This is a genomic window from Actinomycetota bacterium (assembly GCA_035640355.1).
Classification (GTDB): Bacteria; Actinomycetota; UBA4738; order UBA4738; family HRBIN12; genus CALGFI01.
The window spans coordinates 171,311-197,709 of the sequence record DASQWI010000017.1 but is presented as its reverse complement, the minus strand read 5'-3'; the positions used below and the strand labels follow the sequence as shown (position 1 = coordinate 197,709).

Here is a 26,399-nt window from a genome sequence, read left to right as displayed (position 1 = left end):
GGCCAAAGCCCCGGCCGGCGCCTACACAGAACCGTTACGAGCAGCCGCTCGTCGACCCGCAGCTCGGGCACACGTAGCACGAGCCAGCGGGCTGCATCTTCGAGCCGCACGAGTAGCAGAGCGGTGCGTCCGCCGCGTGCGTCGGCTCCAGCTTGGAGCCGAGATCGATGAGCTTCGGCGGCCCCTCTTGCTCGACGGACTTCACGATCGACTCGACCGTCGTTCCGAGCTTCTCCGCCGCTTCGGCTGCCGCCGTCGCCTTTCGTTCGTCGATCGAGCGAATCCCGAGCGCCTCGCGCTTGTCCGGCGGCAGGTAGTCGATGGCCAGGCGGCGGAACACGTAGTCCACGAGCGATGTGGCAAACCGGACGTCCGGGTCGTTCGTCATGCCCGAGGGCTCGAACTTCATGTTGATGAACTTCGAGACGAACGCCTCGAGCGGCACGCCGTACTGCAGGCCGAGCGAGACCGCGATGGCGAACGCGTCCATCACTCCCGAGAGGGTCGAGCCCTGCTTGGAGGTCTTCAGGAAGATCTCGCCGATCCCGTCGTCCGGGTACTCCCCCGCCGTGATGTAGCCCTCGGCGTCGCCGACCTGGAACGAGACCGTGCGCGACGGCCGCGACCGGGGCAGCCGCTTACGGACCGGCGTCGGAAGATCCGCCGGGGCGGCCTGCGTCGCGGCCTTCTTCTTGTCGGCCGATAGCGGCTGCGCGACCTTGCAGTTGTCGCGGTAGATGGCGACCGCCTTCAGGCCGAGCGCCCAGCTCTCCACGAACAGCTGCTCGACCTCTTCGACCGTCACGTGCTCGGGCATGTTGACGGTCTTGGAGATCGCGCCCGAGATGAACGGCTGTGCGGCGGCCATCATCCGCACGTGCCCCATGTAGTGGATCGGCTCGGCGCCCATCGCCGTGTCGAACACGGGGTAGTGCTCCAGCTTCAGGTGCGGCGCGCCGGAGACCGAGTTGTGCTCGGCGATGTAGCCGACGATGTCGTCGACCTGCGCCGCGCCGTATCCGAGCCGGTCGAGCGCCCGAGGCACCGTCTGGTTGACGAACTGCATCGTGCCGCCACCAACGAGCTTCTTCGTCTTGACCAGCGCGAGCTCGGGCTCGATGCCGGTCGTGTCGCAGTCCATCATCAGCCCGATGGTGCCGGTGGGAGCGAGCACCGTCGCTTGCGAGTTCCGGTAGCCGTGCTTGGTGCCGAAGGCGATCGCGTCGTCCCACGACTGCTTGGCCGCTGACAGCAGGCCCTCCGGAACGAGCTCGCCGTCGATCTCGTCGGCGGCCGCGCGGTGCTTACGCATCACGCGAAGCATCGCGTCGGCGTTCGGCTCGTAGCCGTCGAACGGCCCGGTCACCTCGGCGATGCGCGCGCTGGTCCGGTACGCCTGTCCCGTCATCAGCGCCGTGATCGCGCCCGCCCACGCCCGGCCCGCGTCTGAGTCGTACGGCAGACCACGCGCCATGAGGAGCGCTCCGAGGTTCGCGTACCCGAGCCCGAGCTGACGGTACGAGCGCGCGTTCATCGCGATCGCGTCGGTCGGATAGTCGGAGTTGCCGACGATGATCTCCTGCGCGGTGAACACGACGTCCACGGCCTTGCGGAACGCCCTGACGTCGAAGTTCCCCTCGGCGTCGAGGAACTTCAGCAGGTTCAGCGAGGCGAGGTTGCACGCGCTGTTGTCGAGATGCATGTACTCAGAGCAGGGGTTACTTGCGTTGATCCGTCCAGTAGCCGGACACGTGTGCCACTCGTTGATCGTCGTGTCGTACTGCATGCCGGGATCCGCGCACTCCCATGCAGCCTCGGCGATCTCGCGCATCAGTGCTCGAGCGCGGACGGTCTCCACCGACTCGCCCGACAGCACGGCCTTGAGCTTCCAGTCCTGATCCTGCTCGTAGGCCTTCATGAACTCGTCGGTCACGCGCACCGAGTTGTTCGCGTTCTGGTACTGGGTCGAGTGGCTGTCCTTGCCGTCCAGGTCCATGTCGAAACCGGCGTCGCGCAGGACGCGCGCCTTCCGCTCCTCGACGGCCTTGCACCAGATGAAGTCGTGGACGTCGGGGTGATCGACGTTCAGGATGACCATCTTCGCCGCGCGCCGGGTCTTGCCGCCCGACTTGATGGTGCCGGCACTCGCGTCGGCCCCGCGCATGAACGACACGGGACCTGAGGCGGTGCCACCGCCGGCAAGTTGCTCCTTGGACGAGCGGATCTTGGACAGGTTGATCCCCGAGCCCGAGCCGCCCTTGAAGATCGTCCCCTCCTCGACGTACCAGTTGAGGATCGAGGACATCGTGTCGTCGACGGCGAGGATGAAACACGCTGAGCATTGCTGCGGCGTGTCCGGAACGCCCACGTTGAACCACACCGGCGAGTTGAACGCCGCCTTCTGCGTGACGAGCAGGTGGGAGAGCTCCTCGGCGAACACCTGAGAGTCGTGGTCGCTCGCGAAGTAGCCGTCCTTCCTGCCCCACCCGGTGATCGTGTCGACGACGCGGCCAACGAGCTGGCGGACACTGGACTCCCGTTGCGGCGTACCCAGTGGGCCGCGGAAGTACTTCTGCGCGACGATGTTGGTGGCGTTTTGCGACCAGGAGACGGGGAACTCGACGTCCCGCTGCTCGAAGGCGTTGCCGCCGTCCTTGAAGTTCGGGATCACGGCGTCGCGGAGCTCCCATTCGATCTGGTCGAACGGGTGCACGCCTTCCTCGGTGAAGAACCGCTTGAACGTCAGGCCGTCGCGAATGACCTGGACGTCCCCCTCCTTGGTCGCCACGGGCGCCGCCTCCTTTCCCCGCCGGGGAAGGACATGTGGATAACTACAGGGGTGTGATTCTGCTCCTCCCAGCGAACCGCGTCAAGACCGATACGATGATATCTAGTGGCTGGGGTGGCCGACCACCGCAACATCTAGTGGTTGCAGCGCTCAGCCCGTGCGGCGTTTTGCGGGCGCCCGTTTCTCCAGAAGCAGGCCGAGCTCCCGTTCGAAATCACCGACCTCCTGGAAGTCCTTGTACACGCTGGCGAAGCGCAGGTAGGCGACCTGGTCCAGCTTCTGCAGGTTCTGTAGGACCTCGACGCCGATCTGCTGAGACGTCACCTGGGGGCCCTTTCGCCGAAGGCGTGTCTCGATCCGCGAGACGACCTTGTCGAGCTGTTCCGACGTCACCGGCCTGTTCGCCAGCGCCTTGCGAAGTCCGTCGACGAGCTTGTCCCGGATCCACGGCTCGCGCGTCCCGTCGCGTTTGACGACGGTGAACGCTGCCTGCTCGACCCGCTCGTAGCTGGTGAACCGTCGGCCGCACGACAGGCACTGGCGCCTGCGCCGGATCGCATCGCCCCCCTCCGCCGGCCTGGAGTCGACGACGCGATCCTCCATGTGGCCGCACCACGGACACCGCATGAGCCTCTCCCTTACCCCAAGATATGGTGGTTTCCGCCGACGCTACGGTCGAGATGTTGGAACCGTCAACCTCGGCGCCGGGCGAGGTGCCGGCGGAGGTCCTCGAGCCGTGCGTCCCACTCCGCGCCGACGTCGGCCATCCACGACATCGCCCGCGTCATGGGGCCGGGTGTGAGCCGATACCGGCGGCCCCGGCCCTCCGCGGTGGCCGCGACGAGCCCCGCGTCCTCGAGCGCCTCGAGGTGCTTGGTGACGGCCTGACGCGTCACGGGGAGCCGCGATGCGAGCTCGGTCACGGTGCTCGGCCCGTCCTCGGACAGCGCCCGGATCACGCCGCGCCGGGTCGGATCCGACAGCGCCGAGAACACCGCGTCGACGTTTCGATCGCTCATCCCGCGAACCTCGACGTGGCGAGCGCCACCTGCTCCTCGCGGACAGTGAGACGCGTCGACTCGCCCTCGTCCGCGAGGTCGAACGCCACTCGCGTGGCGACGCCGACGGTGAGACCGGATTCGCTCCCCTCGAGCCTCCGCCATCGAACGACGAGCGTCTGCGCCTGCTCGGCGACCTCGACGATCCCGCGCCGGATCGCTCCGGTGGCATCGCGGATGATCACAGCACCGCCCGGCCGGGCGTCAAGCTCGACGACGTGCCCGAGCCATGCGGACAGCTCATCGGGCGAGGTGAGCGCGCGCCACACGTCGTCCCGAGTGGCCGGGAGCACCACGGTCTTGGTGATGGCCGTCTCCGACATCCGCGCCCTCGCAGCGCAACCTCACGGTTGCCTTCGCCGGGCGGCCGCAGTACGCTGCGACGCAACCGGACGGTTGCCCAGGATACCTCAGAAGGAGATCAGCGGTGAACAGGATCGAATCTCGGCTCGTGCCCACCGTCGTCGAGGAGACGTCGCGCGGCGAGCGCGCCTTCGACATCTACTCGCGTCTGCTCCGCGAACGGATCGTCTTCCTCGGCGAGGCCATCGACGATGCGGTGGCGAACACCGTCGTCGCGCAGCTCTTGTTCCTGGACTCGGTCGAACCCGGACGCGACATCGCGCTCTACGTGAACAGCCCCGGAGGAGCATCGACGGCGCTGTTCGCGATCTATGACACGATGCAGTTCCTGAAGTCGGATGTCGCGACGTACTGCGTGGGCCAGGCCGCGTCGGCGGCGGCCGTCATCCTGGCCACCGGCACCGCCGGCAAGCGGTTTGCGCTCCCGAACTCGCGCGTGCTGCTCCACCAGCCGCACGGCGCGCTCGAGGGACAGTCGGCAGACATCGAGATCCACGCGAAGGAGTTCGCCCGTCAACGTCGGCGGGTCGAGGAGATCCTTGCAGAGCACACCGGGCAGCCGATCCACAAGATCCACGAGGACACCCAGCGAGACTTCATCCTCGGCCCTCAGGAGGCAAAGGAGTACGGCGTCGTGGACACGGTGGTCGCGCGACGGACGATAGCTTCCCTCCCCGACCGCCCGCGGATCGCGCTCAGCCCGTCGGGATGACGATCGTCTGGCCGGGGGCGAGCGTGGTTGGGTCGATCGCGTTCGCCGAGGAGATCGCGTCGACGAGCGGGCGCGGATCCTCCGACGGCGCCATCTCGACGGCGATTGACCAGAGCGTGTCGCCCGGCTGAACGACGTAGCGACTGCGCGCCACGGGGTCCACGTCCCGGCGACCGATGGAGTCGCCGAGCACCGGCCCCCACGCGGCCGCGACGGCGACGACGGCGAGCGTCGCGGCGACTCGGCGGCGAACACGTGTTCGAGTCATGGCGCCACGGTACCGAACGGACGTTCGACGGTCAAGGCCCGATCCGAACATATGTTTGAACGTGTCCTCCCCGCGTGCTAGCGTCGGCGAGCCTAGGAGGAGGCACTGACATGGGTTCGTCAGGTGGCGCCGGTTCGACCCGCCAGGGGCGGGCGGCAGGGCTCCCCGTCGCTACCGTCCCGCCCACCGCCCGGCAGAAGAGGATCCTGGAGTTCATCTCGCAGACCGTTCGTGAGCGCGGTTACCCGCCCACGGTCCGCGAGATTGGGGAGGCCGTGGGCCTGACCTCGTCCTCCAGCGTTCACGCGCAGCTCGCCAACCTCGAGCGCCGCGGCCTGCTCCACAAGGACCCCTCCAAGCCCCGGGCGATGGCGCTTTCCGATCAGCCGCCGCGCGCCGCGGTCGTGCCGCTCGTCGGCCGCGTCGCGGCGGGGACTCCGGTCATGGCCGACGAGAACGTGGAGGAGTACCTCCCGCTGCCGATGGGTTTCGTCGGGGGGACAGACCACTTCGCGCTGCGGGTTGCCGGCGATTCGATGATCGACGCCGGGATCCTCGACGGCGATACCGTCGTGATCCGCTCGCAGGACACGGCGAACAACGGTGACATCGTCGCCGTGCTCCTTCCCGGTCCAGCAGAGGACGAGGCGACGATCAAGCGGTTCCGCAAGGAACGAGGCCGGATCCTGCTCGTTCCGGAGAACCCGCGACTCGAGCCGTTCGAGATGGATCCGCTCGGACGGATCCTCGGGGTTGTGGTGGCGGTTCTCCGGAAGCTCTAGGCTCGTCCGAACGTCGGATCGGAGGTCGCATGCCTGACGTGGACCTTTCCACGACGGCGCTCGGGCGCCAGATCGCGTCGCAACCCGACGAGCTCACACGCTTGATCGAGCACCCCATGCCTCACGTCACGGTCGAGCGCTTGCGACAGGCGCACCGGATCTGGCTCGTGGGGACGGGAACGAGCCAGCATGCCGCGGAGCTCGGAGCTCAGATGCTGCACGAGGCGGGCCGGGGCGCGCAGGCCGTCGGCTCGATGCAGTTCGTGAAATGGGCGCCGCCCGTCGGACCACGGGACGCCGTCATCCTGATCAGTCACAACGCCGGCACCGAGACCGCGTACGCCGGGGCCACGTGGACGATGGTCATGGACGCCGGGGTGAAGGTCATCCCGATCACCAAGCGCGGCGGCGACATGCCGGATGCGCTGCAGACGGTCGAACGTGAGACGTCGCAGACGTACACGGTCAGCTACACGACCGCGCTGTTACTTCTCGCGCGCCTGGCCGCGACGCTCGGTGCCACCGCGTTCGACGACGAGACGCTGCGGCAGGTGCCGGAAGCGGTGCGGGCCGCGATCGCCTCCCCCGGGATCGACGAGGTCGCTCGGCCGGCGCGGCTCCTCGCGATCGCCGGCGAGGGCCCGTCGGCGGTGACGGCGCGCGAGGGAGCGCTGAAGAGCCGGGAGGCGGCCCGAGTCCTCGCCGAGGGGTACGACGTCGAGTACCTGCTCCACGGGAACGCCGTTCCACTCGGACGAGACGACCATCTCGTCGTGTTGACGCCCCCGGACACCGACGGGCTCGTCGCGGCGGTGGCGCGCGCCGCGGAGGCCGAGCGCGTTCAGGTCTCCCGCGTCCGCGAGCCCGCCGACCTGCCGCCGGTTCTCGCTCAGATCCCGCTGGTCACGCGGCTCCAGATCCTCGCGCTCCGCTTCGCCCTCGAGCGCGGCGTGGATCCGGACAAGGTGATCGTCGGCGCGTGGGACGACGAGGCGCTCTGGGCGATCGGCTCGCCCGGCGGCCGACCGTAGCGTTCACACCAGGTCGGCGGCGCGTTCGACATCGTCGGGCGAGGTGTCGATCCGTAGGTTCTGAATCGCCGCGAGCGTGCGCTCGCCCACGCGGGCCCGGACGACCGTGCCGTCGTCCCGCGCGAGCTCCGAGACGACCTCCGCATCGCGATACAGCATCGCCGTGACCTCCTCGCGGCCGTAGGGCACGAGGAGCGTGACCTCCAGGGGGAACCGCGGGAGTGCGGCCTCGACGACCTCCATCAGCTCGTCGAGCCCCTCGCCGGTCAGGGCGGAAACCGCCGCCGCCCCGCCGACGCGGGAAAGCGCCCGTGCGCGCTCGTGTTCGGAGAGCAGATCGACCTTGTTCAGCGCGACGACCTCTCGGATGCGCGAGGCGCCGATCTCGTGCAACACCGTCCGAACCGCGTCGATCTGTGAGGGCAGGTCCGGCGACGACGCGTCGGCGACGTGCAGGATCAGCGTTGCCCGCGTGACCTCCTCGAGCGTCGAACGGAACGCCTCGACGAGCTCGTGCGGAAGCTTGCTGACGAAGCCCACCGTGTCGGAGATCGTCGCGGCCCGACCGCTCGGCAGCTCGATCCGGCGAACGGTCGGGTCGAGCGTCGCGAACAGCTGGTTCGCGACCAGGACGTCGGATCGCGTGAGCGCGTTCATCAACGTCGATTTGCCGGCGTTCGTGTACCCGGCGATCGCGATCTGCGGGACGCCGGAACGCTCACGGCCCGACCGCTTCACGTCGCGCGTTCGCGTCAGGTCCTTGAGGTCCTTCCGGAGCTTGGAGATCCGGCGGCGGATGTGCTGGCGGTCGACCTCCAGCTTGGTCTCGCCCGGACCGCGCGTGCCGATGCCGGCGCCGAGGCGGCTCATCGATTCGCCCCATCCGCGCAGTCGCGGCAACAGGTAGTTGAGCTGTGCCAGCTCCACCTGCGCCTTGCCCTCACGACTACGCGCGTGCAACGCGAAGATGTCGAGGATCAGCGCGGTACGGTCTATCACCTTGACCTTCAGCCGTTCTTCGAGGTTCCGCAGCTGACCGGGCGAGAGCTCGTCGTCGAGGATCACAGCTTGCGCGCCGGTTCCGTGGACCGCTCGATGGACGTCCTCCAGCTTGCCCTTGCCGATGAACGTCGCGCGGTTCGGCTCCTGTCGAGTCTGCACCACGCGAGCGACGGCCGTCGCACCGGCGCTATCGGCCAGCGCGGCGAGCTCGTCGAGGTCCGATTCATCGATACCGCGGCCGATCCCCACGAGCACGGCCTTCTCGGGAACGCGCGGACGCCACGTCGCGGCGAGCGGCGACTCGAGCGTCGACGCTTGATGAACGCCGCGCGCCCTCCCCCGACCGTCGTCGCTCATGACAGCACCGTTGCGATGCGGTCCATCGCCTCGGTCAGCCGGTCGTCGGGAACCGTGAGCGAGAACCGCACGTAGCCCTCGCCGCGCTCGCCGTACCCGTTCCCCGGCGCGACGAACACGCCCGCCCGATCGAGAAGCCGGTTGGCGAACGATGTCGAAGTCTCGCTGTCGGGGACCGGCGCCCAGACGTAACAGGAGCCGAGCGGCGGCTTGAGCGACCACCCGAGCCCGTTCAGGGCCTGCACCACCACGTCGCGGCGGCGCTGGTACGTCGCGCGGATCTCGTCGAGGTGATCCTCCGGCCCCTCGAGGGCGGCGATCGCCGCTCGCTGCACGGCGGTGAACTGGCCGCTGTCGACGTTCGTCTTGACCACGCCGAGCGCCCTGATCGCATCGGCGGATCCGACCGCCCAGCCGATGCGCCAACCGGTCATGTTGTACGACTTCGACGTCGAGCCGAACTCGAGCGCCACGTCCTTGGCGCCCGGAACCTGCAACACCGAGGGCGCCACGAAGCCGTCGAACGTGATCTCGCAGTACGCGGCGTCGTGCAGCAGGAGCAGGTCGTTGTCACGGCAGAACGCGACCGCCTCGGCGAGCGCGTTCAGATCGGCGACCGCGGCGGTCGGGTTGGCGGGGAACCCCAGCCACATCGCCTTCGTTCGATCGCTCACCTTCGCGGTCGACAGATCCGGCAGGAAGTCGCGCTTTGCGGGTGTCGACAACGCAACTGGCGTTCCTCCGGCGAGCCGCGTCGATACCCCGTACACGGGGTACCCGGGGTCCGGTATCAGCGCCTCCTCGCCGGGGTCGACGTAGGCGAAGGCGATGTGGGCGATCCCCTCCTTGGAGCCGATCAGGGCCATGACCTCCATCTCGGGGTCCAGCTCGACGCCGAACCGCCGCGAGTACCACGCGGCGACGGCCCCTCGAAAGTCCGGCGAGCCGTAGTAGCTCGGGTAGCGATGCGTCGCCGGGTCGGCGATCGCGTGGCGCATCGCATCGACGATGTGGTCGGGCGTGGGCAGGTCCGGGTCCCCCACGCCGAGCGAGATCACGTCGATGCCTTCCGCACGCTTCGCGGCGAGCTTCCGGTCGAGCTCCGCGAACAGGTACGGCGGGAGCGACTCGATGCGGCGAGCGACCCTCACGCGCGCAGGCCCCGTTCGGCGAGCCACGCGGGCGCGATCGTTGCCTCGAACACGAACTCCGCCGGCCCGGTGAGCAGAACCTCGATGTCGGTGCGCTCGACGACGAGCGCGCCGCCCGGGAACCGCACGTCCGCACGCGCCGGGACGAGCCCGGCCTCGTTCGCCACGACGAGCGCCGCACACGCGCCCGTCCCGCACGCCATCGTCTCGCCGGAGCCGCGTTCCCACACCCGGGCCTTCACGCCGCCGTCGTGAACGGCGATGAACTCAACGTTCGCCTTCTCCGGGAACCGCGCGTCGTTCTCGATACGTGGTCCGATCGTCCGCACGTCGACGTCGTCGGGATCGTCGTCGACGAACAGCACGAGGTGCGGGTTCCCCATCGACACGGCGCTCGCCTTGAACGTCCTGCCGTCGACATCGAAGGGCTCGGTCAGGAACGTGTCGTTTGCCGCTCCTTCCATGGGGATGTCACCGCGGGCGAACGCCGGGGGCCCCATCCCGACGGTGACCGACCTCACACGGCCGTTGTCGACGTCGAGCGACACGTCCTTCGTCCCGTCGCGCGTGCCCACCCTGAGTTCCGTTGCATCCGTGAGTCCTCGGTCGATGGCGAAGGCCGCCAAGCAACGGATGCCGTTGCCGCACATCTCCGCGAGCGAGCCGTCGGCGTTGCGGTAGTCCATGAAGAAGTCGTTGCCTTCCCGGTCGCGCGTCACACGGATCACGCCGTCGCCGCCGACGCCGAGGTGACGGTCGCACAGCGCAGCGACGAGCGCGGGGTCGAGCGGCCGCACGTCTTCGAGATCCTCGAGCATGACGAAGTCGTTGCCGGTGCCGTGGTACTTCCAGATCTTCAGCTCATCCATCGAGGTACTCCGCGATGTCATCGACGAGCGCCGCCGCACCGTCGGCTCCCGCCTCGAACCATCGGATCCTCGGATCCCTCCGAAGGAAGGCGAGCTGCCGGCGTGCAAGACCCTTCGTCCGCTTCACGATCGCCGCGACCGCGTCGTCGAGCGTGATGCCGCCGGTCACGTGCTGGGCGAACTCAGCGTACCCGATGGCCTGCGACGACGTGAGCCATCCGCCGAAACCTCGGTCGATCAGCGCACGAACCTCGTCGAGAACGCCGTTCTCGAGCTGTCCCGTCACCCGCGCCTCGATCCGTTTCCACAGCAGGTCGCGTGGCACCTGCACCCCGGCGGCTCGCACCCGTTCGGGCGCGTAGCTCTCCCACTCGGACGCGAAGCTGGAGAACGGACGACCGGTGAGCTCCACTACCTCCAGCGCTCGAACGGTACGCCGGACGTTCCCCTCTTCGATCTTGGAGGCGGCGATCGGATCGATCGCGGCGAGCCGCTCGTACATCGTCCGCGCCCCGACGCGCTCGGCTTCCCGCTCGAGCTCTCCCCGCAGTATCGGATCGGTCGCCGGGAACGAGAGATCGTCGACGACAGCGCGGTAGTACAGGACGGTTCCGCCGACGAGGAGCACGCGTCGGCCACGTGAACGGATCCGCGCGACGGCGTCTCGCGCCAGCGCCTGGTACCTGGCGACGCTGAACGGCTGGGATGGCTCGGCCACGTCGATCAGGTGATGCGGGACGCGGGCCCGCTCGGCGACGGTCGGCTTCGCCGTCCCCACGTCCATGCCGCGGTAGACGAGCATCGAGTCCACGGAAACGATCTCGGCGCTGAGGCGTTCGGCGAGCGAGATGGCCGCTTCGGTCTTACCTGATGCGGTGGCACCGACGAGCGCGAAGAAGGGCTCGCCGCCCGCAGCCATCAGCCGACGAGCTCACCCTCGAGGTGATGCGAGCGCGCGGCCACGATCCGAGTGTCGAGGAACGTTCCGGGCGCGTGATCGCCATCCAGGTGGACCACGCGGTTCGTTCGCGTTCGACCTTGGAGACGCCCCTTCCGGCCGGTGCCCTCGACGAGGATCTCGACCGTGGTGCCGACTTGTTCACGCATCCGCTCGAGGGAGATCTCCTGCTGCAGGGCGACGAGTCGATCGAACCGCGCCTGCACGACGTCTTTCGGGAGCTGATCGGGCATCGCAGCCGCGGTCGTCCCCGGCCTCGGCGAGTACTGGAACGTATAGGCCTGGTCGAACCGCGCGCGCGCGACGACGTCAAGCGTGTCCTCGAAGTCGTCTTCGGTCTCTCCAGGGAACCCAACGATGATGTCGGTGCTCACCGCGACCTGCGGGATGGCGGCGCGGATCCGATCGAGCCAGCCGAGGTAGCGCTCGCGCCGGTAGGAACGGCGCATCACCCGCAGGACGCGATCGGACCCTGATTGCAGCGGGAAGTGGATGTGCTCGCACACCTTGTCGCTGTCGGCCATGGCGTCGATCACGTCCGGTGTGAAGTCGTGCGGGTGTGGGCTGGTGAACCGGATCCGGCGAAGACCGTCGACGTCGTTGACCGCTCGGAGCAGCTCCGCGAACAGCGGCCTGCGCGGCGAGTCGGGAACGGTCAGGTCACGGCCGTACGTGTTGACGTTCTGGCCGAGCAGGGTGACCTCGACGACGCCCCGCCGCCCGAGCGCCTGCACCTCGGCAAGGATGTCGCCGATCGGGCGCGACAGCTGCGGACCCCGCACGAGCGGGACGATGCAGAACGTGCACGCGTTGTCGCACCCCACGGCGATGGAAACCCACGCGTGGTGCTCGACCTCACGGAGCGCCGGCAACGCGCTGGGGAAGGTCTCGGTCTGCTCGCGAACGTCGAGCTGCGGCCCGTCGATCTCGGCGCGATGCAACAGGTCGAGCAACCCGGGGAGGGCGTGCGTGCCGATGACGACGTCCACCCAGGGCGCCCGCCGCTGGATCGAGCCGCCGTCCTTCTGTGCCAGGCATCCGGCCACGACGATCCGCATCCGCGGGTTCTTCTCCTTCAGCGGGCGGAGGTGACCCAGGTTGCCGTACAGGCGGTTGTCGGCGTTCTCGCGCACGGCGCACGTGTTGAACACGACCACGGACGCATCCACCGCCTGGTCCGTCGGCACGTACCCGTCGGCGGTGAGCAGGCCGGCGATCCGCTCGGAGTCGTGCTCGTTCATCTGACACCCGAAGGTGCGCAGGAGGTACCGGCGATCGCTCATCGTTCGATCAGGCTACTTCGCGTACTCGACCGAGCGCGTCTCCCTCACCACCGTGATCTTGATCTGGCCCGGGTACTGGAGCTCCTCCTCCACCTGCTTGGCGATATCGCGGGCGAGGATCTGCGCGGCCAGATCGTCCACGTCCTGCGGCTTGACCATGACGCGGACCTCTCGTCCGGCCTGCATCGCGTAGACCTTCTCCACGCCCGGGTACGTGTTGCAGATCTCCTCGAGCCGCTCGAGCCGCTTGATGTAGGTCTCCAGGCTCTCCCGACGAGCGCCGGGCCGGCCGCCCGAGATGCCGTCGGCGATCTGCGCGATCACCGCCTCGACGGTGCGCTGCTCGACCTCGCCGTGGTGCGACTCGATGCAATGGACGACCTCCGGCGATTCCTTCATCCGGCGGGCGATCTCGGCGCCGATGATCGCGTGGGACCCCTCGATCTCGTGCGTCACTGCCTTCCCGACGTCGTGCAGGAGGGCGCCCCGCTTGGGGATCGCCGGATCGATGCCGAGCTCCGACGCGATCGCCGACGCGATGTGTGCGGACTCGACGAGATGCTTCAGCACGTTCTGCCCGTACGAGGTTCGGAACTGCAATCGCCCCAGCAGCCGGATCATCTCGGGGTGCATGTCGGTGATGCCGACGTCGAGCACGGCCTCCTCGCCGGCGCGCTTGATCTGCTCATCGATCTCACGCTGTGAGCGCTCGAAGGTCTCCTCAATCCGAGCAGGATGAATCCGGCCGTCCTGAACGAGCTTCTCGAGTGTCAGCCTCGCCGTCTCCCGCCGGACCGGGTCGAACGACGACAGCACCACCGCCTCGGGCGTGTCGTCGATGATGAGGTTCACGCCGGTCGTGCTCTCGAACGCGCGGATGTTCCGTCCCTCACGACCGATGATCCGTCCCTTCATGTCCTCGGACGGGAGCGAGAACACGGAGACGGTCGACTCACTCGTATGTTCGGAAGCGACGCGCTGGATGGCGATCGTGACGATCTTGCGCGCACGCTCCTCGCCCTGCTCTCGCGCCCGCTGCTCGATCTCGCGGACGGTGGCCATGGCGTCGCGGCGAGCCTCGTCCATCACCTGCGCCTTCAGGGCGTCGCGCGCTTCCTGTGCGGTCATCTGCGCGACCTGCTCGAGACGCCTGCGGTGCTGTTCGGCAGCGTGCTCGAGCTGTTGCCGGACCATCTGGAGGGTCCGGTCGCGGTCGTCGAGCTCCTCGGCCCGTCGAGCGAGCTCGTCGATCTTGGCCTCGGCTGCCTGGTCCTTCTGGGAGAGCCGTTCCTCCTGACGCTTGACCTCCTCGCGCCGGGTGCGGAACTCCTCCTCCGTGTCCCTGCGGATCGCTCCGATCTCGTCCTTGGCTTCGACCAGCGCCTCGCGGGTGAGGCGTTCGGCCTCCCGCTCAGCTTCCAGGATCACCTTCTGAGCACGAGCCTCGGCGCTCTCGGCCTGGGTCTGCCCGAGAACCTTCCTGACGAGGAACCCGACGCCGAAACCCACCGCGAGCGCCACCACGCCCACCACGACCGCATCCATCGTTACTCCTCCAAACGCAAACGACCGAATGCAGGCCCATCGGGCCCTGTTCGGCCAAGCGTCCGAGGTGGTGATCTAGGGTGAACCGAAGCCCGGAGGCCCCTCTCGGCCCCAGATCCGATGTGTTCCCTGCGTGGACTGGTCGGTCAGATACGTCTCAGGCACGTGTCGAACAGTTGTTGGTCGATGAGCCGTCTTTGATTCGAATCTACGGCCTGTGGCCGGGAAGGGCAAGGGTGAGACCCCGCCGCGCGCCATCGCCGCAGGTCAGAAGGCGTCTCCATCGTCGAGCCCGAGCGCTCGCGAGGCCGCTCGGTGGGCGACGCCGGGCGCGTACCCCCGCCGCTGGAGGAACGGGACGAGGCTTCGGTACGCGGCCTGCGGGTCGAGTGCGCCGAGGCGGGTGATCCGAGCCCGGGCGAGCTCCAGCGCCCGATCCTCTTCGTCACCTGCGTCGAGCTCGGTAAGCGTTCGCTCGATCGTCTCTCGGCCGACGCCCCTAGCCGCCAGCCTCGACGTCACCGCGCGCCGTCCCGACCGGCGAACGGTGAGCTCGTGCTCGGCGGCCTGGCGAGCGAAGTCCTCGTCGTCGATCAGGCCGACCGCCTCGAGGCGAGCGAGCTCTCCCTCGACCTCGTCACGCTCGAACCCCGCTCGGAGCAGCCGGATCTCGAGCTCCCGGCGAGCCCGGGGGCGCACGGCGAGGAGGCGCAACGCGCGTTCGTGACAGTCGAGCGGGTTCTTCGCTCGAGCGGTTCTGCGCACGACCTAGCCGCTGCGCGAGCCGGCGGTCTCCCGCTCCTTCTTGTTGCTCTTCGTCGCCGGCTCGTCGCCGTTGCCGCCGTTCGCGGCCGCTTCGTCGACGACCCCGTCCGGCACGACGACCGGCCGATCGTCGTCGCTACTGAACGAGGTGAGACCGACGGCCTCGCGCACTCGGCGTTCGATATCGCTCGCGATGTCCGTGTGCTCCGCGAGGAACTGACGCGCGTTCTCGCGTCCCTGGCCGAGTTGATCGCCCTCGTACGTGAACCACGCCCCGTTCTTCTTGACGATCTCGAGGTCGATACCGACGTCCAGGAGGCTGCCCTCCTTGGAGACGCCGTACCCGTACATGATGTCGAACTCGCACTGACGGAACGGCGGCGCGACCTTGTTCTTCACCACCTTCACCCTAGTGCGCGAGCCGACCACATCGGTGCCGTCCTTGAGGTTCTCGACCTTGCGGACGTCCAGGCGCACCGACGAGTAGAACTTCAGCGCCCGGCCGCCGGGCGTGGTTTCCGGGTTCCCGAACATCACGCCGATCTTCTCGCGCAGCTGGTTGATGAAGACCGCCGTGGTGTCGAAGCGCGAGAGCGTTCCGGCCAGCTTGCGCATCGCCTGCGACATCAGCCGCGCCTGCAGGCCGACGTGGGTGTCGCCCATCTCTCCCTCGATCTCGGCCCGCGGTACGAGCGCGGCGACCGAGTCGATCACCACGACGTCGAGCGCGCCGGACCGAACGAGCATGTCCGCGATCTCGAGCGCCTGCTCGCCCGAGTCGGGCTGCGAGACGAGGAGCTCGTCGATGTTCACGCCGAGCCGTTGCGCGTACGTCGGATCGAGCGCGTGCTCCGCATCGACGAACGCGGCGATCCCACCCTGGCGCTGCGCCTCGGCGATCACGTGGAGACAGACCGTCGTCTTGCCCGAGCCCTCAGGGCCGAAGACCTCGACGATACGCCCGCGTGGGATACCTCCGACACCGAGTGCGATGTCGAGCGAGAGCGAACCCGTGGGGATCACCGAGATGCCGGCGCCCATGGGGTGCTCGCCGAGCTTCATCACCGCACCCTTGCCGTACTGCTTCTCGATCTGCGCGAGCGCGACGTCCAGCATCTTGTCCCGATCCATCCGCGAAGCCCCTTTCCTCTCCTGCGCCCACCGCGCGACCACGCCGGCGAGCTCCTCTCGTGAGCCGCGCACGCTACCGCGAGGGTCCGACATGAATGACGCTCCTGTGATTACAGCGGTGAAACCCGTTCGACGCAACTCCAACGCTATTCGAACAGGTGTTCGAGGTCAAGCATCCGCGAGCCCGAACGTCGCGAGCCGTTCGTAGAGCGGCGCGGGTCGCCTGAGGTGGCTGCGGTACAGGACGATCCGGTCCACGTCGAACGGATCGCTCTCGAACGTCACGTCCTCGAGCCCCTGGAGCTCGACAGACGGTTCGAACCGCGCGACGGTGAGGTGTGGGGTGAACGCTCGCTTCTCCGCAGCGAACTCCCGCAACAGCCCCTCGTCGAGCGAGGCCGCGATCCGTGCAAGCCGGCGACCATCGTCGTCGAGACCCGCCCACAGGACCCGGCCACGTCGTTCGTTCGGGAACGCGCCGAGCCCGGTGACCCGCGTTCGCGCTCGTTCGTTCGCCCGCGCCGCTTGTCCCACGCTGTCGCGTACCCACTCGACGAGCCTCGGCCACGTCGCGCCGAGGAACTTGAGCGTCACGTGTTGGTTCGGCTTTGGCACCCACTTCGCCCTCGGGTAGCGCTCCCGCCACGGCGCGACGGCGCTCTCGACGGCGTTCCGGATGTCCTCGGGGATGTCGAACGCCACGAACAGTCGCAACGGTCTGGCTTCGGGGCGCGTCGCGCGGTCGCGCGCCATCAGTCGAGGACGCGGTCGCGCGGCATCAGTGGACGACGCGATCGGCGTCGGGGAGGGGAAGGCCTTCGAGGTGCCTTCGTGCCAGATCGAGCGCGGCCTGCTCCGACCACCGAACGACCATGTCGCGATCGCCGGGCGCGCGGATGCGCCGCTGGTGGGCCACACCGTCCGCTTGGATCCCGACCCACACCGTTCCGGGCTCGGCGCCGTCGTGTGGTTCGGGACCGGCGGCTCCCGTCGTCGACAGCGTGACGTCGGCGCCGAACAGCCGCCGTGCGCCGGCCGCCATCTCGGCTGCAGTTTCTCGGCTCACGACGCCCGGACCGTCGATCGTCTCCTGCGAGACGTCGAGGATCTGGCGCTTTGCCTCGACCGAGTAGCACACCGCCGAACCGAGCAGGTAGTCGGACGCGCCCGGCGCGTGCGCCAACCGCGCGGACAGCGCGCCGCCGGTGAGGGACTCGGCGCACGCGATCGTCTTCCCCGCGGCGCGGAGCAGCCGACCGACCACCTCGTCCAATTCCTCGTCCGACGTCGACGTGACGAACTCGCCGATGCGTTCGGCGACGTCGCGAGCGAGCGGTGCGAGGAGCGCTCCGGCTTCCTCCACGGATGCAGCCTTCGCGGTGAGGCGAACGCGGACCTCTCCCCCGCCGGCGAGATACGCCACGGTCGGGTTCGTCGAGCCGTGGAACAGCTCGTCGAGGATCTCGGCGACGCGCGACTCCGCGATCCCCACGCACCGGATCGTCCTGGAGACGATCGTGGCCGGACCCGCCAGCGATTCGAGCTCGCGGAGGACCGTGCGTTCCATCATCTCGCGCATCTCTGCAGGAACGCCCGGGAGCGTGTAGATCCGCGATCCGTCGAGCTCGAGCACGATGCCGGGCGCCGTGCCTCGCTCCGCCGGGATCGAACGCGCCCCAACCGGCACGTCGGCCTGCACGAGGTTGGACTTCGGCATCTCCCGGCCGGCACGGGCGAACGTGTCGCGGATGGCCCGTTCGAGCTCGGGACGGCGTTCGAGCTCCACGCCGGCGAGCTTGGCGAGCGCTTGGCGCGTGACGTCGTCCTGTGTCGGACCGAGTCCGCCCGTGACGATCGCCACATCGGCGCGCGACGCCGCGAGCGAAAGACCGTCGACGATGCGCTCGACGTTGTCGCCCACCGTCTGGTGATGGAGTACGTCGACGCCGATCGCCGCCAGACGCTCGCCGATCCACTGTGCGTTGGAGTTCGAGATCTGCCCTAGGAGGATCTCGGTGCCCACCGCAACGACCTCGGCCCTCACGACGAGGGCGAGGTGGGTTGGTACTCGAAGGTGCGCTGCCACGGGCGCCCCTCGCGCCCGACGACGCCGTAGTCGGTGCCGTTCACGCTGACCTGCGTTGTTCCTCCTTCGGATAGACGCACGGTGATCGTTCGATCGGCCTCGAACGTTCGCCCCTCGCCGGCGTCCAGGCTGAACGGCTCCGCAGCGCTGCCGTCGGATTCGATCGCGACGTCGACGGGATCCTCCGCCAGGACGGCCACGGTGATGGGGCGGGCCGATCCCGTTTCGACCGGCGGCGCTGCGGACGGAAGCTCGGCGGGCGGCGGAGCGGGCTGCCGAGCCGACAGCACACCGAACGCCGCGGCGAGGACGAGCAAGGTCGCGGCGACCATGACGAACAGCCGGTGGTCGTCACGCCGGCGAGGAGTCCCCATCCCCATGATCGGCTCGGGCTGGGCGGGCGGCGGCGTCTTCGTGAGCAGCGGTTCGGGGCGGTTCTCGGTGTAGACATCGACGACGCGGTCGGGCGAGAGACGTAGGTACGACGCGTACGTGCGCAGGCACCCTCGCACGTGGACATCGCCCAGGAGGCGCTCGTAGTCCTCGTTCTCGATCGCGTCGAGGAACTCGGAGCGGATCCGCGTGTCTCGGGCCGCCTCCTCGAGAGTGAGGCCCCGCGCCGTGCGGACCTTGCGCAGGCTCGGACCGAGGTCCGTCACGCCGTGCTGCATCGCGTTCTTCCGGCCACGGGTCCTCGATTCTAGTCATGCCTGGACCCGTTCCGTGGAACGTGCCTACGCGACGCCCTCCGCGGTCGTCATCGGGCACCTCGGGTCGGGCCCCTGTTCGGCGAGAAGAGCTGCGATCCAGTCGTGGGCGGGATCCAGGCAGACCTGCCAGGCGCGCTCGGCAGGGCCGGCCATCACGTTCAGGTAGTACATGGGGTAGCCGGGCGCTGCGACGCACGGGCCGTGGAAGCCGCGAGGGATCAGGAAGACGTCCCCGTCCCGGACCGTGACGGTCTCGTCGATCTCGCCGTCCTTCGTGTAGGTGCGATGGAGGCCGAAACCGGCCTCGCCGGCGATGCGGAAGTAGTAGACCTCTTCGAGGGGGACCTCGTCGGCGGTGTGCTCGTCGTGCTTGTGGGGCGGGAACGATGACCAGTTGCCGTCGGGCGTGAGCACCTCGACCGCGATGAGGCGTTCGGCCTCGAACGCGTCGGCGGCGAGGAAGTTGTTGACCTGGCGCGTCGCGACGCCGCCGCCGCGTACCTCGACGGAGACCGCCCGAGCAGGGACGTGCGCCGGTTCGAGTCGGCGCTCGGCACCGGCGGTGGGAAACGCGAACTCGCCTCCGCCGTCGGAAGAGATGACGACCTCGGTTCCCGTGGGGACGTAGACGAAGTCGGTCACCCTCGAGAACACGTCACGCCGTCCCTCGAGCTCGAACCGCTTCGAGGAGACCTCCACGCGGCACGAACCGGAAAGCGGCAGGATCGCCGCCTCCACGCGTTCGAGCTCAACGACACGGCGCTCGCCCGGGGCGAGCGAGAGTACGCGCAGACCCGCGAACGACCAGCCGGCGTCACGCGCGCTCAGTCGAACCGGGTCGGGCCCGTCGCCCAGCGTTCCCGCCGGGCGGAACACATCGGCGCTCACGCTGTGGAAGCCTCGTCGGTATCGTTCGGATCGTGCGTCGCTCCGTCACGTTCGTCCTCGCGCTGGGCGTGACGGCCACGCTCGTTGGGGGAGCGGCGAGCGCCGAACGCGATCCGGTCGGTCCGGTGCTCGTCGTCGCGGACGACGTTCCGAACGACGTTCGCGCGCTCGCGCTCGACACCTGGGACCTGTTCCTGGATGCGTTCCCCGCCAGGCGCGCGTGCATCCCGCCGGTCACCCTCAGTAGCGCGTGGGAGTTCGCCGACCGCGCCGCCTACGACCCCGCCGAACGCGCCGTGGTTCTCCGCGTTCCGGGAACCGCGCCCAACCTGCGCGCGTCGCTCGTGCACGAGTTCGCTCACCACCTCGAGTCCACGTGCGCCGCCCACGCGTCGCTGCGACGACCGTTCCTCGTCGCGACCGGCTCCGCTCCGAAGTCGCCCTGGTTCGGTGGACATGACTGGGAGCACGTCCCGTCGGAGCGGTACGCGGAGGCCGTGACCGTGTACGTGCTCGACGAACGTCCCTCGCACCTGCGGGTGAGCGTCCCGCGCGAGGCGCTCGACGAGATCGAACGCTGGGCCGTGGGCTCCTGAGTCACGCATCGACGAGGACCGCTCGAACCTGCGCTTCGTTCGGCATCGCATCGGCGCATGCGAGCTGACCGGCGACGTACGCGCCCGCCGCGTTCGCGAACCGAACCGTGTCGACGACCTCCCACCGCTCGAGCAAACCGTGACACAGCGCCGCGCCGAAGGCGTCCCCGGCGCCGAGCCCGTTCACCACCTCGACCTCGACGGGGGTCACGCGTTCGGCCCCGCCGTCCCATGCCGCGAGCACGCCGTCGCCCCCGAGCTTCACGATCGCCAGCTCCAATCCGAGATCGAGCAGCCGCGACGCCTGCGCCTCGGGCGTTCCCGATCCCACCGCCACGGTGACCTCGTCGACGTTCCCCACTGCCACGGTCGCGAACCCGAGCGCCTGCCGAGCGAGCGGACCGGCCTCCTCCGGCGAACGCCAGAACGTCGGCCGGTGGTCGAGGTCGTGGACCGTGAAGCTCTTCCTCCCCCGCTCCCGCAAGGCGGCGAGCGTCGCCGACCTGCTCGGCTCGTCGGATAGCCCGGTCCCCGTCGTCCAGAACACTCGCGCCGAGCGGACGGCGTCGAGGTCGAGACCGTCGACCGTCAGGTTCATGTCGGGAGCCTTCGGTTGTCGGTAGAACAGGATCGGCGGCGACTCCGGCGGCAGGAGCTCGATGAACACAACCGGCGTCCGGAGGTCGCGATCGGTGCCCACGAAGCGGGGATCGACACCGAAGCCTCGCAACGCCTGACGGACGTACGCCCCGAAGCCGTCGTCTCCGACCTTGGTGATGACGGCCGAGCGGTGCCCGTACCGCGCCGCACCGACGGCGACGTTCGTCGCGCTGCCGCCGAGGAACTTGGCGAACGTTCGGACGTCGGCGAGTGGAACACCCGACTGTTCCGGGTACAGGTCGACGCCGACGCGACCCATCGTGAGGACGTCGAAGACGTCGCCCACGTCAGCCGTCCGGACGATCGCCCTCGGCGTCCTGCGTCGGGAGCGCGGCGGTCGCCGCGCCCGCCTGCTGGGTCAGCTCCTCGACGGCGCGTTTCAGCTCGGCGTCGTCGGTTGCGGCCCGTTGGAGCTCGTGCGCGAGATTTTCGAGCTCCTCACCGCCCGCCATCATCTGGACGAGCCCCTCCAGCGCGAGCTCGTCTCGTGCGAAGTCGCCGTACACCTGACCTCGCCGGAGGATGACGAAGTGATCACCGACGGGGTACGCGTGGTGCGGGTTGTGGCTGATGAAGATCACGCCGATACCGCGGCGCTTGGCCTGAACGATGTACTTGAGAACGACGCCGGCCTGCTTGACGCCGAGCGCGGCTGTGGGCTCGTCGAGGATCAGCACCTTCGCTCCGAAGTGGACCGCGCGAGCGATGGCCACCGACTGTCGCTCGCCGCCGGACAGCGTTCCGACCGCCTGGTCGGGGTCGCGAATGTCGATCCCCATCTTCGAGAGTTCGTTCCGCGTCGTCTCCCTGGCGAGCCCCACGTCGAAGCGGCGGAACGGACCCACGCCCTTCGTCGGCTCCGAGCCCAGGAAGAAGTTCCGCCAGATCGACATCAGCGGGATCATCGCCAGGTCCTGGTAGACCGTGGCGATCCCGCGCTCCAATGCCTCCCTGGGGGAAGAGAAATCCATGCGCTCGCCCTCGAATCGGTACTCGCCGGCGTCCGGCTTGTACACGCCTGAGAGCATCTTGATGAGCGTCGACTTGCCCGCTCCATTGTCGCCAAGTAGACACGTCACCTCGCCGGCGCGAACGAACATCGAGATGTCCTTGACCGCGATGACCGAGCCGAAGTACTTCGAGAGCCCGTCCACCTCGAGAAGCAGCGCGCCGTTCGTGCTCATCGCCTGGACGCCCGCTGTCGGATGAAGTTGTTGAAGATCACTGCGACGACCAGCACCCCGCCCAGGAAGACGCGATACCAGTCGCCGTCGATCCCGGTGATCACGATGCCCTGCTGCACCATGCCGAACAGGAGCGCGCCGAGCGCGGCTCCCACGGCCGACCCGTATCCACCAGTCAACAGACAGCCGCCAACGACCGCCGCGATGATCGCGTTGAACTCCTGGTCGGTCCCTCGCAGTGCGTCCGCCCCCGTGAACTCGATGGCCTGGATCAGCGCCACCAAGAACGCGGCGAACGCCGTGGTGAGGAACAGCGCGATCTTCACACGGCGAACCGGCACGCCGACGTTGCGCGCTGCCTCGACGGCTCCTCCCGTTCCGTAGATCCAGTTCCCCTGGCGGGTTCGAACGAGCAGCCACGTCGCGACCACGGCGAGGGCCACCCACCACAGGATCGAGGCGTTGAAGTTGCTTCCGAAGATGGAGAACTTCGCTCCGAAGACGTCGTGGAACAGCTCGAAACCGGACACCTCGTCGAGGTTGCCGAGCTGCGTCCGGTTGGTCCGCAACCGAGAGAGGGCGACGGTGAGCCCTCGAACGATGAGGAGCGTGCCGAGCGTGATGATGAACGAGGGGAGCTTCGTGGTCACCACCAACAACCCGTTCACGGTGCCGATCAGGAGCGCCAGGAGCAGCGCCATGCCGACGGCCGGCACCATCGTCCACCCGAAGCCCCCGGCGTCGACCGGGCTGACCAGGATCAACAGCGCCATACCGGCGAACCCCAGGATCGACCCGATCGAAAGGTCGAACTCGCCGGCGATCATCAGCAGGGCAACGGCGACGGCAAGGATTCCGAGCGGCGCCGTCCGATTGAGGATCGACGCGGTCGTCGCCCAGCTGACGAAGTTGTTGTCGAACGCGACGATCGCGAAGAAGACCCACACGATCACGATGCCGAGTGCGGCGCCGAGCTCGGGGCGAGACAGGAGCCTGGCCAGCCCGCTGACGCGCCGGACCCGTTCGTCCGTTACCGCTGTGGGCGGAGGTGCGGTCTCCGTCGCCATGGGGCGGCCACTCCTCGACTCGTGGGCGGAAGCTTAGTGTCCGGGGCCGGCGCACGCCGCCGGCCCCGGACGCGGTTCTCGAACGCGACTACCTGACGCCTTCCTCCGTGTACGCGATGACGTCGGCAGCGGTCTCCTGCGTCACGATCTGAGGACCCGTCATGAGGACCCTGTTCTCGCTCCCGAGCGGCAGGGCGCCGGTCTCCAGGTACTTCGTCAGGAACACGATCGGCAGGTACCCCTGCAGGAACTGCGCCTGGTCGATCGCGAACAGCATGTCACCGGCCTCGATCGCCTCCAGCACCTCGGGCGAGAGGTCGAACGTAGCGAACGCGATCTCGCCGAGCAGCCCGGCCTGGTCGAGCGCCGGGATCGCCGGCGTCGACGCGGTCGGACCAAGCGTGAGCAGGCCGTCGATCGTGTCATCTGCCTGCAGCGCGCCGGCGATCGTCTCGGTGATGCTGGACGGATCGTTCAGGTCGACCGGGATAACTTCACCCTCCACGCCGACGCCCTCGAAGAATCCCTCGCAGCGCAGGTCGAGCGCGGCGTTGCCGACCTCCTGGTTGACGCAGATCGGGTTCTCCACCCCTTCTTCCGCGAACCGTTGGCCGGCGATCAGCCCTGCCTCGAACTCGGTCTGGCCGACGTGCAACAGGACCCCGAGATCGGCGAACACGTCCGAGCCGGAGTTCATGGAGATCACGGGGATCCCCGCGTCGACCGCGGCCTCGATGGACGGGCCGAGCGCGTCGGCATCGGGGATGCTGACCACGAGGCCGTCGGGCTGGGACGCCACGGCGGCGTCGATCAGCTGGCTCATGGCCACCATGTCGAACGTCTCGGGCGCCTGATACTCGACCTCGACGCCCATGTCTTCGGCCGCGGCGTTCACGCCGTTGGCCGCGACCGACCAGAACGGGTCGGACGCCTGCCCGTGCGTGACCACGACGAAGCGGAAGTCACGTTGGCTGACGCCACCGTCCGGTGCGGTGGCGCCGTCACCGCCGCCGCCACCTTCGTCGTCGCCCGTGCACGCCATCGCCACGACGGCGAGCACGAGCAGCAGTACCACCCACCTGCTTCGCTTCATGCCCCCTCCTCCTTTCTCTGCGGGGATTCGCACGACGTTCGCATCGCTCACCGTGCTACCCCACGACTCCCCCGCCCTGCGCGAACGCCTGCGTCGCGCTGTTGCCCTTGTCCATCCAACACCGAAGCGAGCTCCAACAGGAACTCGTAACTCGCGCGGGCGTTCTCGATCGGCCCGCCGTCTTTCGCCGGCTCCGCGGCGATGACGGTGTCCTGCTCGAGCACGTACCAACCGTCGTAGCCGGATCGCTCCAGCGTCGTCACGACGCCCGCGATGTCGAGGTCCCCCCGTCCGAGCGGTCGGTACATGCCCGCGCCGACAGCCTCCTGGTAGCCGAGACGACCCGACCGCACCCCCTCGCTCAGCTCCATCGACACGTCTTTCAGGTGTACGTGGGCGACCCGTCCGGCGGCCTTGATCGCCACGGTGACGGGATCCGCCCCTCCGATGGCGATGTGTCCCGTGTCGAGGCACAGCGGGATGCTCGACCGTTCCAGCAGTCGATCGACCTCGTCCGGTCGCTCGATCACGGTCCCGCGGTGGGGGTGCAACGTCGCGACCAGGCCGTGCGAGGTGGCGTCGGCGGAAGCCGCGTCGAGGCCGTCGACCAACGCGCGCCACGAGTCCTCGTCGATCGCGCGCGAGCGCTCGTAGCCCGTCGACCCGGTCGTCGCGGCGAGCACCACGACGTGCGCGCCTGCGGATGCGAGCAGATCGGCCTGCCGAGACATCCCGGCAAGCTCCGATCGGAGCACGCTCGGCACGTGCAACACGATCGGGACGAACCCGCCGACGAGCGCAAGACCGGACGAGCGAAGCACGTCCCGCAGCCCGGCCTGGTCCATCGGCAAGAACCCGTCCGGCCCGAGCTCCGTGGCTCGAAGTCCGATCGCCGCCATCTCGCCGAGCGCTCGCTCGGCCGACATCTGGTGGCCCCAGCCCGGGACCTCGCACACCCCCCACGTGATGGGCGCACCCGCGATCCGCTCGGACAACGGTCGCCTCACGCCACCTCCTCGAGGCTCACCGGTCGGTGCTCCTTGCGCGACAAGTCGCAGGCGACGGCGATGCGGAGCGCCTGGAACGCCTCCTCCGCCGTGCACGGGCTCTCTCGACGGCCCGCGGCGACGTCGACGAACGCCTCCATCTCGGCGACGTAGGCCGAGCGGAACCGCTCGGAGAAATGGGTGTACGCGTCGGGAGGAGGCGGAGCGCCACCGCCCTCGAGCGAACGGATCGGGGCTCGCCCGTCGAGCCCCACGACGACGTTGTCGCCCGAGCCGAGCAGCTCCATCCGCACGTCGTACCCGAGGGGATCGTGACGCGTGACCGAGAGGATCCCGAATGCGCCGCTCGAAAGGCGGAGGGTGGCGACCGCCGTGTCGACGTCGTCATACTTGGCGAAGACGGGGAACGCGATGACGCCGCCGTCCGCGTAGACCTCCACGACCTCCTCGCCGGTCACGAAGCGGAGCGCGTCGAAGTCGTGCACGCTGAAATCCCGGAAAATCCCACCGGAGGCCGGGATGTACTCCTCATGCGGGGGCTCGGGGTCGTGTCCGGCCATGCGCACGACGTAGAGCGTTCCCAGCCCGCCGCTATTGACGAGCTCACGCGCGGCCCGAAAGCCCGCATCGAACCGGCGCTGGAACCCGATCTGCAGCTGGATCCCGCGCTCTGCGACGTGCCGAGCGACGTCGGCGGTGGAGTCGAGATCGAGCGTGATGGGCTTCTCACAGAACGTGGGGAGCCCGGCGTCCGCCCCCTTGCGGATCAACGGCGCGTGCTCGGACGTCGCCGCGGCGATGACGATTGCATCGACCGAGCGCAACAGGTTCTCGACACTGTCGGCGATCTCCGCACCGACCTTTGCGGCGACGGCCTCGGCGCGGTCCCGGTCGAGGTCGGTGACGAAGACGGTATCGACACCGGGGTGCGCGACCAGCGTGCCGGCATGCACGATGCCCATTCGGCCCACGCCGATCACGCCGATCCGCACACGCGTCTCCCCTCCGACTGCCGGACCCGTCCCCGAATGCGCCGCCACCGGAT

The 26,399-nt window shown here is 68.7% G+C and carries 27 protein-coding genes; 4 read left to right on the top strand and 23 right to left on the bottom strand.

From position 1 onward, the window contains the following. Nucleotides 1–34: 34 nt before the first annotated feature. The 4 genes from VFA08_09590 to VFA08_09575 all read right to left on the bottom strand — a co-directional run bounded on the left by VFA08_09590 (nucleotide 35) and on the right by VFA08_09575 (nucleotide 4,169). Nucleotides 35–2,788: a vitamin B12-dependent ribonucleotide reductase gene (locus VFA08_09590; protein HYZ13842.1), complete on the bottom strand. Its 2,754-nt coding sequence runs from the start codon at nucleotides 2,786–2,788 to the stop codon at nucleotides 35–37. Nucleotides 2,789–2,938: 150 nt separating this feature from the next. Then, on the bottom strand, nucleotides 2,939–3,415 hold the full coding sequence (gene nrdR, locus VFA08_09585; protein ID HYZ13841.1) for a transcriptional regulator NrdR: 477 nt from the start codon (nucleotides 3,413–3,415) through the stop codon (nucleotides 2,939–2,941). 65 nt (nucleotides 3,416–3,480) lie between these two features. Continuing rightward, nucleotides 3,481–3,807 carry a metalloregulator ArsR/SmtB family transcription factor gene (locus VFA08_09580; GenBank protein ID HYZ13840.1) on the bottom strand — a complete coding sequence of 109 codons (327 nt, stop codon included), beginning with the start codon at nucleotides 3,805–3,807 and terminating at the stop codon, nucleotides 3,481–3,483. After that, on the bottom strand, nucleotides 3,804–4,169 hold the full coding sequence (locus VFA08_09575) for an SRPBCC domain-containing protein (GenBank protein HYZ13839.1): 366 nt from the start codon (nucleotides 4,167–4,169) through the stop codon (nucleotides 3,804–3,806). The genes VFA08_09580 and VFA08_09575 overlap by 4 nt, the downstream gene beginning before the upstream one ends. A gap of 104 nt (nucleotides 4,170–4,273) precedes the next feature. Between VFA08_09575 and VFA08_09570 the strand changes: the two genes are divergently transcribed. Continuing rightward, nucleotides 4,274–4,921: an ATP-dependent Clp protease proteolytic subunit gene (locus VFA08_09570; GenBank protein HYZ13838.1), complete on the top strand. Its 648-nt coding sequence runs from the start codon at nucleotides 4,274–4,276 to the stop codon at nucleotides 4,919–4,921. Here VFA08_09570 and VFA08_09565 read toward each other — a convergent pair. Beyond that, the gene (locus tag VFA08_09565; protein ID HYZ13837.1) at nucleotides 4,905–5,189 is read right to left on the bottom strand and encodes a LysM peptidoglycan-binding domain-containing protein; all 285 of its coding nucleotides are present in this window, start codon (nucleotides 5,187–5,189) and stop codon (nucleotides 4,905–4,907) included. The two genes, VFA08_09570 and VFA08_09565, sit on opposite strands and share 17 nt — an antisense overlap. A gap of 110 nt (nucleotides 5,190–5,299) precedes the next feature. Between VFA08_09565 and lexA the strand changes: the two genes are divergently transcribed. Then, nucleotides 5,300–5,971 carry a transcriptional repressor LexA gene (gene lexA, locus VFA08_09560; GenBank protein HYZ13836.1) on the top strand — a complete coding sequence of 224 codons (672 nt, stop codon included), beginning with the start codon at nucleotides 5,300–5,302 and terminating at the stop codon, nucleotides 5,969–5,971. 29 nt (nucleotides 5,972–6,000) lie between these two features. Then, nucleotides 6,001–7,002, top strand: a complete 1,002-nt coding sequence (locus VFA08_09555) for an SIS domain-containing protein (GenBank protein HYZ13835.1) — start codon at nucleotides 6,001–6,003, stop codon at nucleotides 7,000–7,002. Nucleotides 7,003–7,005: 3 nt separating this feature from the next. Here VFA08_09555 and hflX read toward each other — a convergent pair whose 3' ends face one another. The 12 genes from hflX to iolB form a co-directional block, all read right to left on the bottom strand. Further along, nucleotides 7,006–8,361, bottom strand: coding sequence for a GTPase HflX (hflX, locus tag VFA08_09550; protein ID HYZ13834.1), 1,356 nt, complete (start codon nucleotides 8,359–8,361; stop codon nucleotides 7,006–7,008). Then, nucleotides 8,358–9,512: an LL-diaminopimelate aminotransferase gene (locus VFA08_09545; protein HYZ13833.1), complete on the bottom strand. Its 1,155-nt coding sequence runs from the start codon at nucleotides 9,510–9,512 to the stop codon at nucleotides 8,358–8,360. The genes hflX and VFA08_09545 overlap by 4 nt, the downstream gene beginning before the upstream one ends. After that, nucleotides 9,509–10,381 carry a diaminopimelate epimerase gene (gene dapF / locus VFA08_09540; GenBank protein HYZ13832.1) on the bottom strand — a complete coding sequence of 291 codons (873 nt, stop codon included), beginning with the start codon at nucleotides 10,379–10,381 and terminating at the stop codon, nucleotides 9,509–9,511. Before dapF ends, VFA08_09545 begins: the two co-directional genes overlap by 4 nt. Next, entirely contained in the window at nucleotides 10,374–11,300 is a 927-nt protein-coding gene (gene miaA, locus VFA08_09535) for a tRNA (adenosine(37)-N6)-dimethylallyltransferase MiaA (protein ID HYZ13831.1), read from the bottom strand. The genes dapF and miaA overlap by 8 nt, the downstream gene beginning before the upstream one ends. Beyond that, the gene (gene miaB, locus VFA08_09530) at nucleotides 11,300–12,622 is read right to left on the bottom strand and encodes a tRNA (N6-isopentenyl adenosine(37)-C2)-methylthiotransferase MiaB (protein HYZ13830.1); all 1,323 of its coding nucleotides are present in this window, start codon (nucleotides 12,620–12,622) and stop codon (nucleotides 11,300–11,302) included. The genes miaA and miaB overlap by 1 nt, the downstream gene beginning before the upstream one ends. 12 nt (nucleotides 12,623–12,634) lie before the next feature. Beyond that, on the bottom strand, nucleotides 12,635–14,167 hold the full coding sequence (gene rny, locus VFA08_09525; GenBank protein HYZ13829.1) for a ribonuclease Y: 1,533 nt from the start codon (nucleotides 14,165–14,167) through the stop codon (nucleotides 12,635–12,637). 267 nt (nucleotides 14,168–14,434) lie between these two features. Continuing rightward, nucleotides 14,435–14,932, bottom strand: coding sequence for a regulatory protein RecX (locus VFA08_09520; GenBank protein ID HYZ13828.1), 498 nt, complete (start codon nucleotides 14,930–14,932; stop codon nucleotides 14,435–14,437). A gap of 3 nt (nucleotides 14,933–14,935) precedes the next feature. Then, nucleotides 14,936–16,063 (bottom strand): recombinase RecA, encoded by a 1,128-nt coding sequence (gene recA / locus VFA08_09515; GenBank protein HYZ13827.1) that lies wholly within the window; start codon nucleotides 16,061–16,063, stop codon nucleotides 14,936–14,938. 168 nt (nucleotides 16,064–16,231) lie between these two features. Continuing rightward, the gene (gene thpR / locus VFA08_09510; GenBank protein ID HYZ13826.1) at nucleotides 16,232–16,816 is read right to left on the bottom strand and encodes an RNA 2',3'-cyclic phosphodiesterase; all 585 of its coding nucleotides are present in this window, start codon (nucleotides 16,814–16,816) and stop codon (nucleotides 16,232–16,234) included. A gap of 25 nt (nucleotides 16,817–16,841) precedes the next feature. Then, nucleotides 16,842–18,107: a competence/damage-inducible protein A gene (locus VFA08_09505; GenBank protein ID HYZ13825.1), complete on the bottom strand. Its 1,266-nt coding sequence runs from the start codon at nucleotides 18,105–18,107 to the stop codon at nucleotides 16,842–16,844. Further along, the gene (locus tag VFA08_09500) at nucleotides 18,104–18,820 is read right to left on the bottom strand and encodes a helix-turn-helix domain-containing protein (protein HYZ13824.1); all 717 of its coding nucleotides are present in this window, start codon (nucleotides 18,818–18,820) and stop codon (nucleotides 18,104–18,106) included. Before VFA08_09500 ends, VFA08_09505 begins: the two co-directional genes overlap by 4 nt. A gap of 63 nt (nucleotides 18,821–18,883) precedes the next feature. Next, a complete protein-coding gene (gene iolB, locus VFA08_09495) occupies nucleotides 18,884–19,747 on the bottom strand; it encodes a 5-deoxy-glucuronate isomerase (protein ID HYZ13823.1) in 864 nt (287 codons plus the stop codon). Between the two features lie 32 nt (nucleotides 19,748–19,779). Here iolB and VFA08_09490 point away from each other — a divergent pair, with 32 nt between their 5' ends. Further along, a complete protein-coding gene (locus tag VFA08_09490) occupies nucleotides 19,780–20,343 on the top strand; it encodes a hypothetical protein (protein HYZ13822.1) in 564 nt (187 codons plus the stop codon). Nucleotide 20,344: 1 nt separating this feature from the next. On the opposite strand, the gene iolC is transcribed toward VFA08_09490, so the two are convergent. The 6 genes from iolC to VFA08_09460 form a co-directional block, all read right to left on the bottom strand. Next, nucleotides 20,345–21,289 carry a 5-dehydro-2-deoxygluconokinase gene (iolC, locus tag VFA08_09485; protein HYZ13821.1) on the bottom strand — a complete coding sequence of 315 codons (945 nt, stop codon included), beginning with the start codon at nucleotides 21,287–21,289 and terminating at the stop codon, nucleotides 20,345–20,347. A 1-nt stretch (nucleotide 21,290) separates the two neighbouring features. Next, nucleotides 21,291–22,187 (bottom strand): ATP-binding cassette domain-containing protein, encoded by an 897-nt coding sequence (locus VFA08_09480; GenBank protein ID HYZ13820.1) that lies wholly within the window; start codon nucleotides 22,185–22,187, stop codon nucleotides 21,291–21,293. Then, nucleotides 22,184–23,254 (bottom strand): ABC transporter permease, encoded by a 1,071-nt coding sequence (locus VFA08_09475; GenBank protein HYZ13819.1) that lies wholly within the window; start codon nucleotides 23,252–23,254, stop codon nucleotides 22,184–22,186. Before VFA08_09475 ends, VFA08_09480 begins: the two co-directional genes overlap by 4 nt. A gap of 88 nt (nucleotides 23,255–23,342) precedes the next feature. After that, nucleotides 23,343–24,347 (bottom strand): sugar ABC transporter substrate-binding protein, encoded by a 1,005-nt coding sequence (locus tag VFA08_09470; GenBank protein ID HYZ13818.1) that lies wholly within the window; start codon nucleotides 24,345–24,347, stop codon nucleotides 23,343–23,345. 47 nt (nucleotides 24,348–24,394) lie between these two features. Continuing rightward, nucleotides 24,395–25,354: a TIM barrel protein gene (locus tag VFA08_09465; GenBank protein HYZ13817.1), complete on the bottom strand. Its 960-nt coding sequence runs from the start codon at nucleotides 25,352–25,354 to the stop codon at nucleotides 24,395–24,397. Then, a complete protein-coding gene (locus VFA08_09460; protein ID HYZ13816.1) occupies nucleotides 25,351–26,394 on the bottom strand; it encodes a Gfo/Idh/MocA family oxidoreductase in 1,044 nt (347 codons plus the stop codon). Before VFA08_09460 ends, VFA08_09465 begins: the two co-directional genes overlap by 4 nt. Nucleotides 26,395–26,399: the final 5 nt, after the last annotated feature.

Excerpts from the sequence above, each read along its gene's own strand:
- lexA (HYZ13836.1), top strand. The coding sequence starts at position 5,300 with ATGGGTTCGTCAGGTGGCGCCGGTTCGACCCGCCAGGGGCGGGCGGCA.
- VFA08_09580 (HYZ13840.1), bottom strand. The coding sequence starts at position 3,807 with ATGAGCGATCGAAACGTCGACGCGGTGTTCTCGGCGCTGTCGGATCCG.
- VFA08_09555 (HYZ13835.1), top strand. The coding sequence starts at position 6,001 with ATGCCTGACGTGGACCTTTCCACGACGGCGCTCGGGCGCCAGATCGCG.
- miaA (HYZ13831.1), bottom strand. The coding sequence starts at position 11,300 with ATGGCTGCGGGCGGCGAGCCCTTCTTCGCGCTCGTCGGTGCCACCGCA.
- VFA08_09475 (HYZ13819.1), bottom strand. The coding sequence starts at position 23,254 with ATGGCGACGGAGACCGCACCTCCGCCCACAGCGGTAACGGACGAACGG.
- VFA08_09575 (HYZ13839.1), bottom strand. The coding sequence starts at position 4,169 with ATGTCGGAGACGGCCATCACCAAGACCGTGGTGCTCCCGGCCACTCGG.
- VFA08_09500 (HYZ13824.1), bottom strand. The coding sequence starts at position 18,820 with ATGCAGCACGGCGTGACGGACCTCGGTCCGAGCCTGCGCAAGGTCCGC.
- hflX (HYZ13834.1), bottom strand. The coding sequence starts at position 8,361 with ATGAGCGACGACGGTCGGGGGAGGGCGCGCGGCGTTCATCAAGCGTCG.
- nrdR (HYZ13841.1), bottom strand. The coding sequence starts at position 3,415 with ATGCGGTGTCCGTGGTGCGGCCACATGGAGGATCGCGTCGTCGACTCC.
- VFA08_09470 (HYZ13818.1), bottom strand. The coding sequence starts at position 24,347 with ATGAAGCGAAGCAGGTGGGTGGTACTGCTGCTCGTGCTCGCCGTCGTG.
- VFA08_09480 (HYZ13820.1), bottom strand. The coding sequence starts at position 22,187 with ATGAGCACGAACGGCGCGCTGCTTCTCGAGGTGGACGGGCTCTCGAAG.
- thpR (HYZ13826.1), bottom strand. The coding sequence starts at position 16,816 with ATGGCGCGCGACCGCGCGACGCGCCCCGAAGCCAGACCGTTGCGACTG.
- dapF (HYZ13832.1), bottom strand. The coding sequence starts at position 10,381 with ATGGATGAGCTGAAGATCTGGAAGTACCACGGCACCGGCAACGACTTC.
- rny (HYZ13829.1), bottom strand. The coding sequence starts at position 14,167 with ATGGATGCGGTCGTGGTGGGCGTGGTGGCGCTCGCGGTGGGTTTCGGC.
- recA (HYZ13827.1), bottom strand. The coding sequence starts at position 16,063 with ATGGATCGGGACAAGATGCTGGACGTCGCGCTCGCGCAGATCGAGAAG.
- miaB (HYZ13830.1), bottom strand. The coding sequence starts at position 12,622 with ATGAGCGATCGCCGGTACCTCCTGCGCACCTTCGGGTGTCAGATGAAC.
- VFA08_09565 (HYZ13837.1), bottom strand. The coding sequence starts at position 5,189 with ATGACTCGAACACGTGTTCGCCGCCGAGTCGCCGCGACGCTCGCCGTC.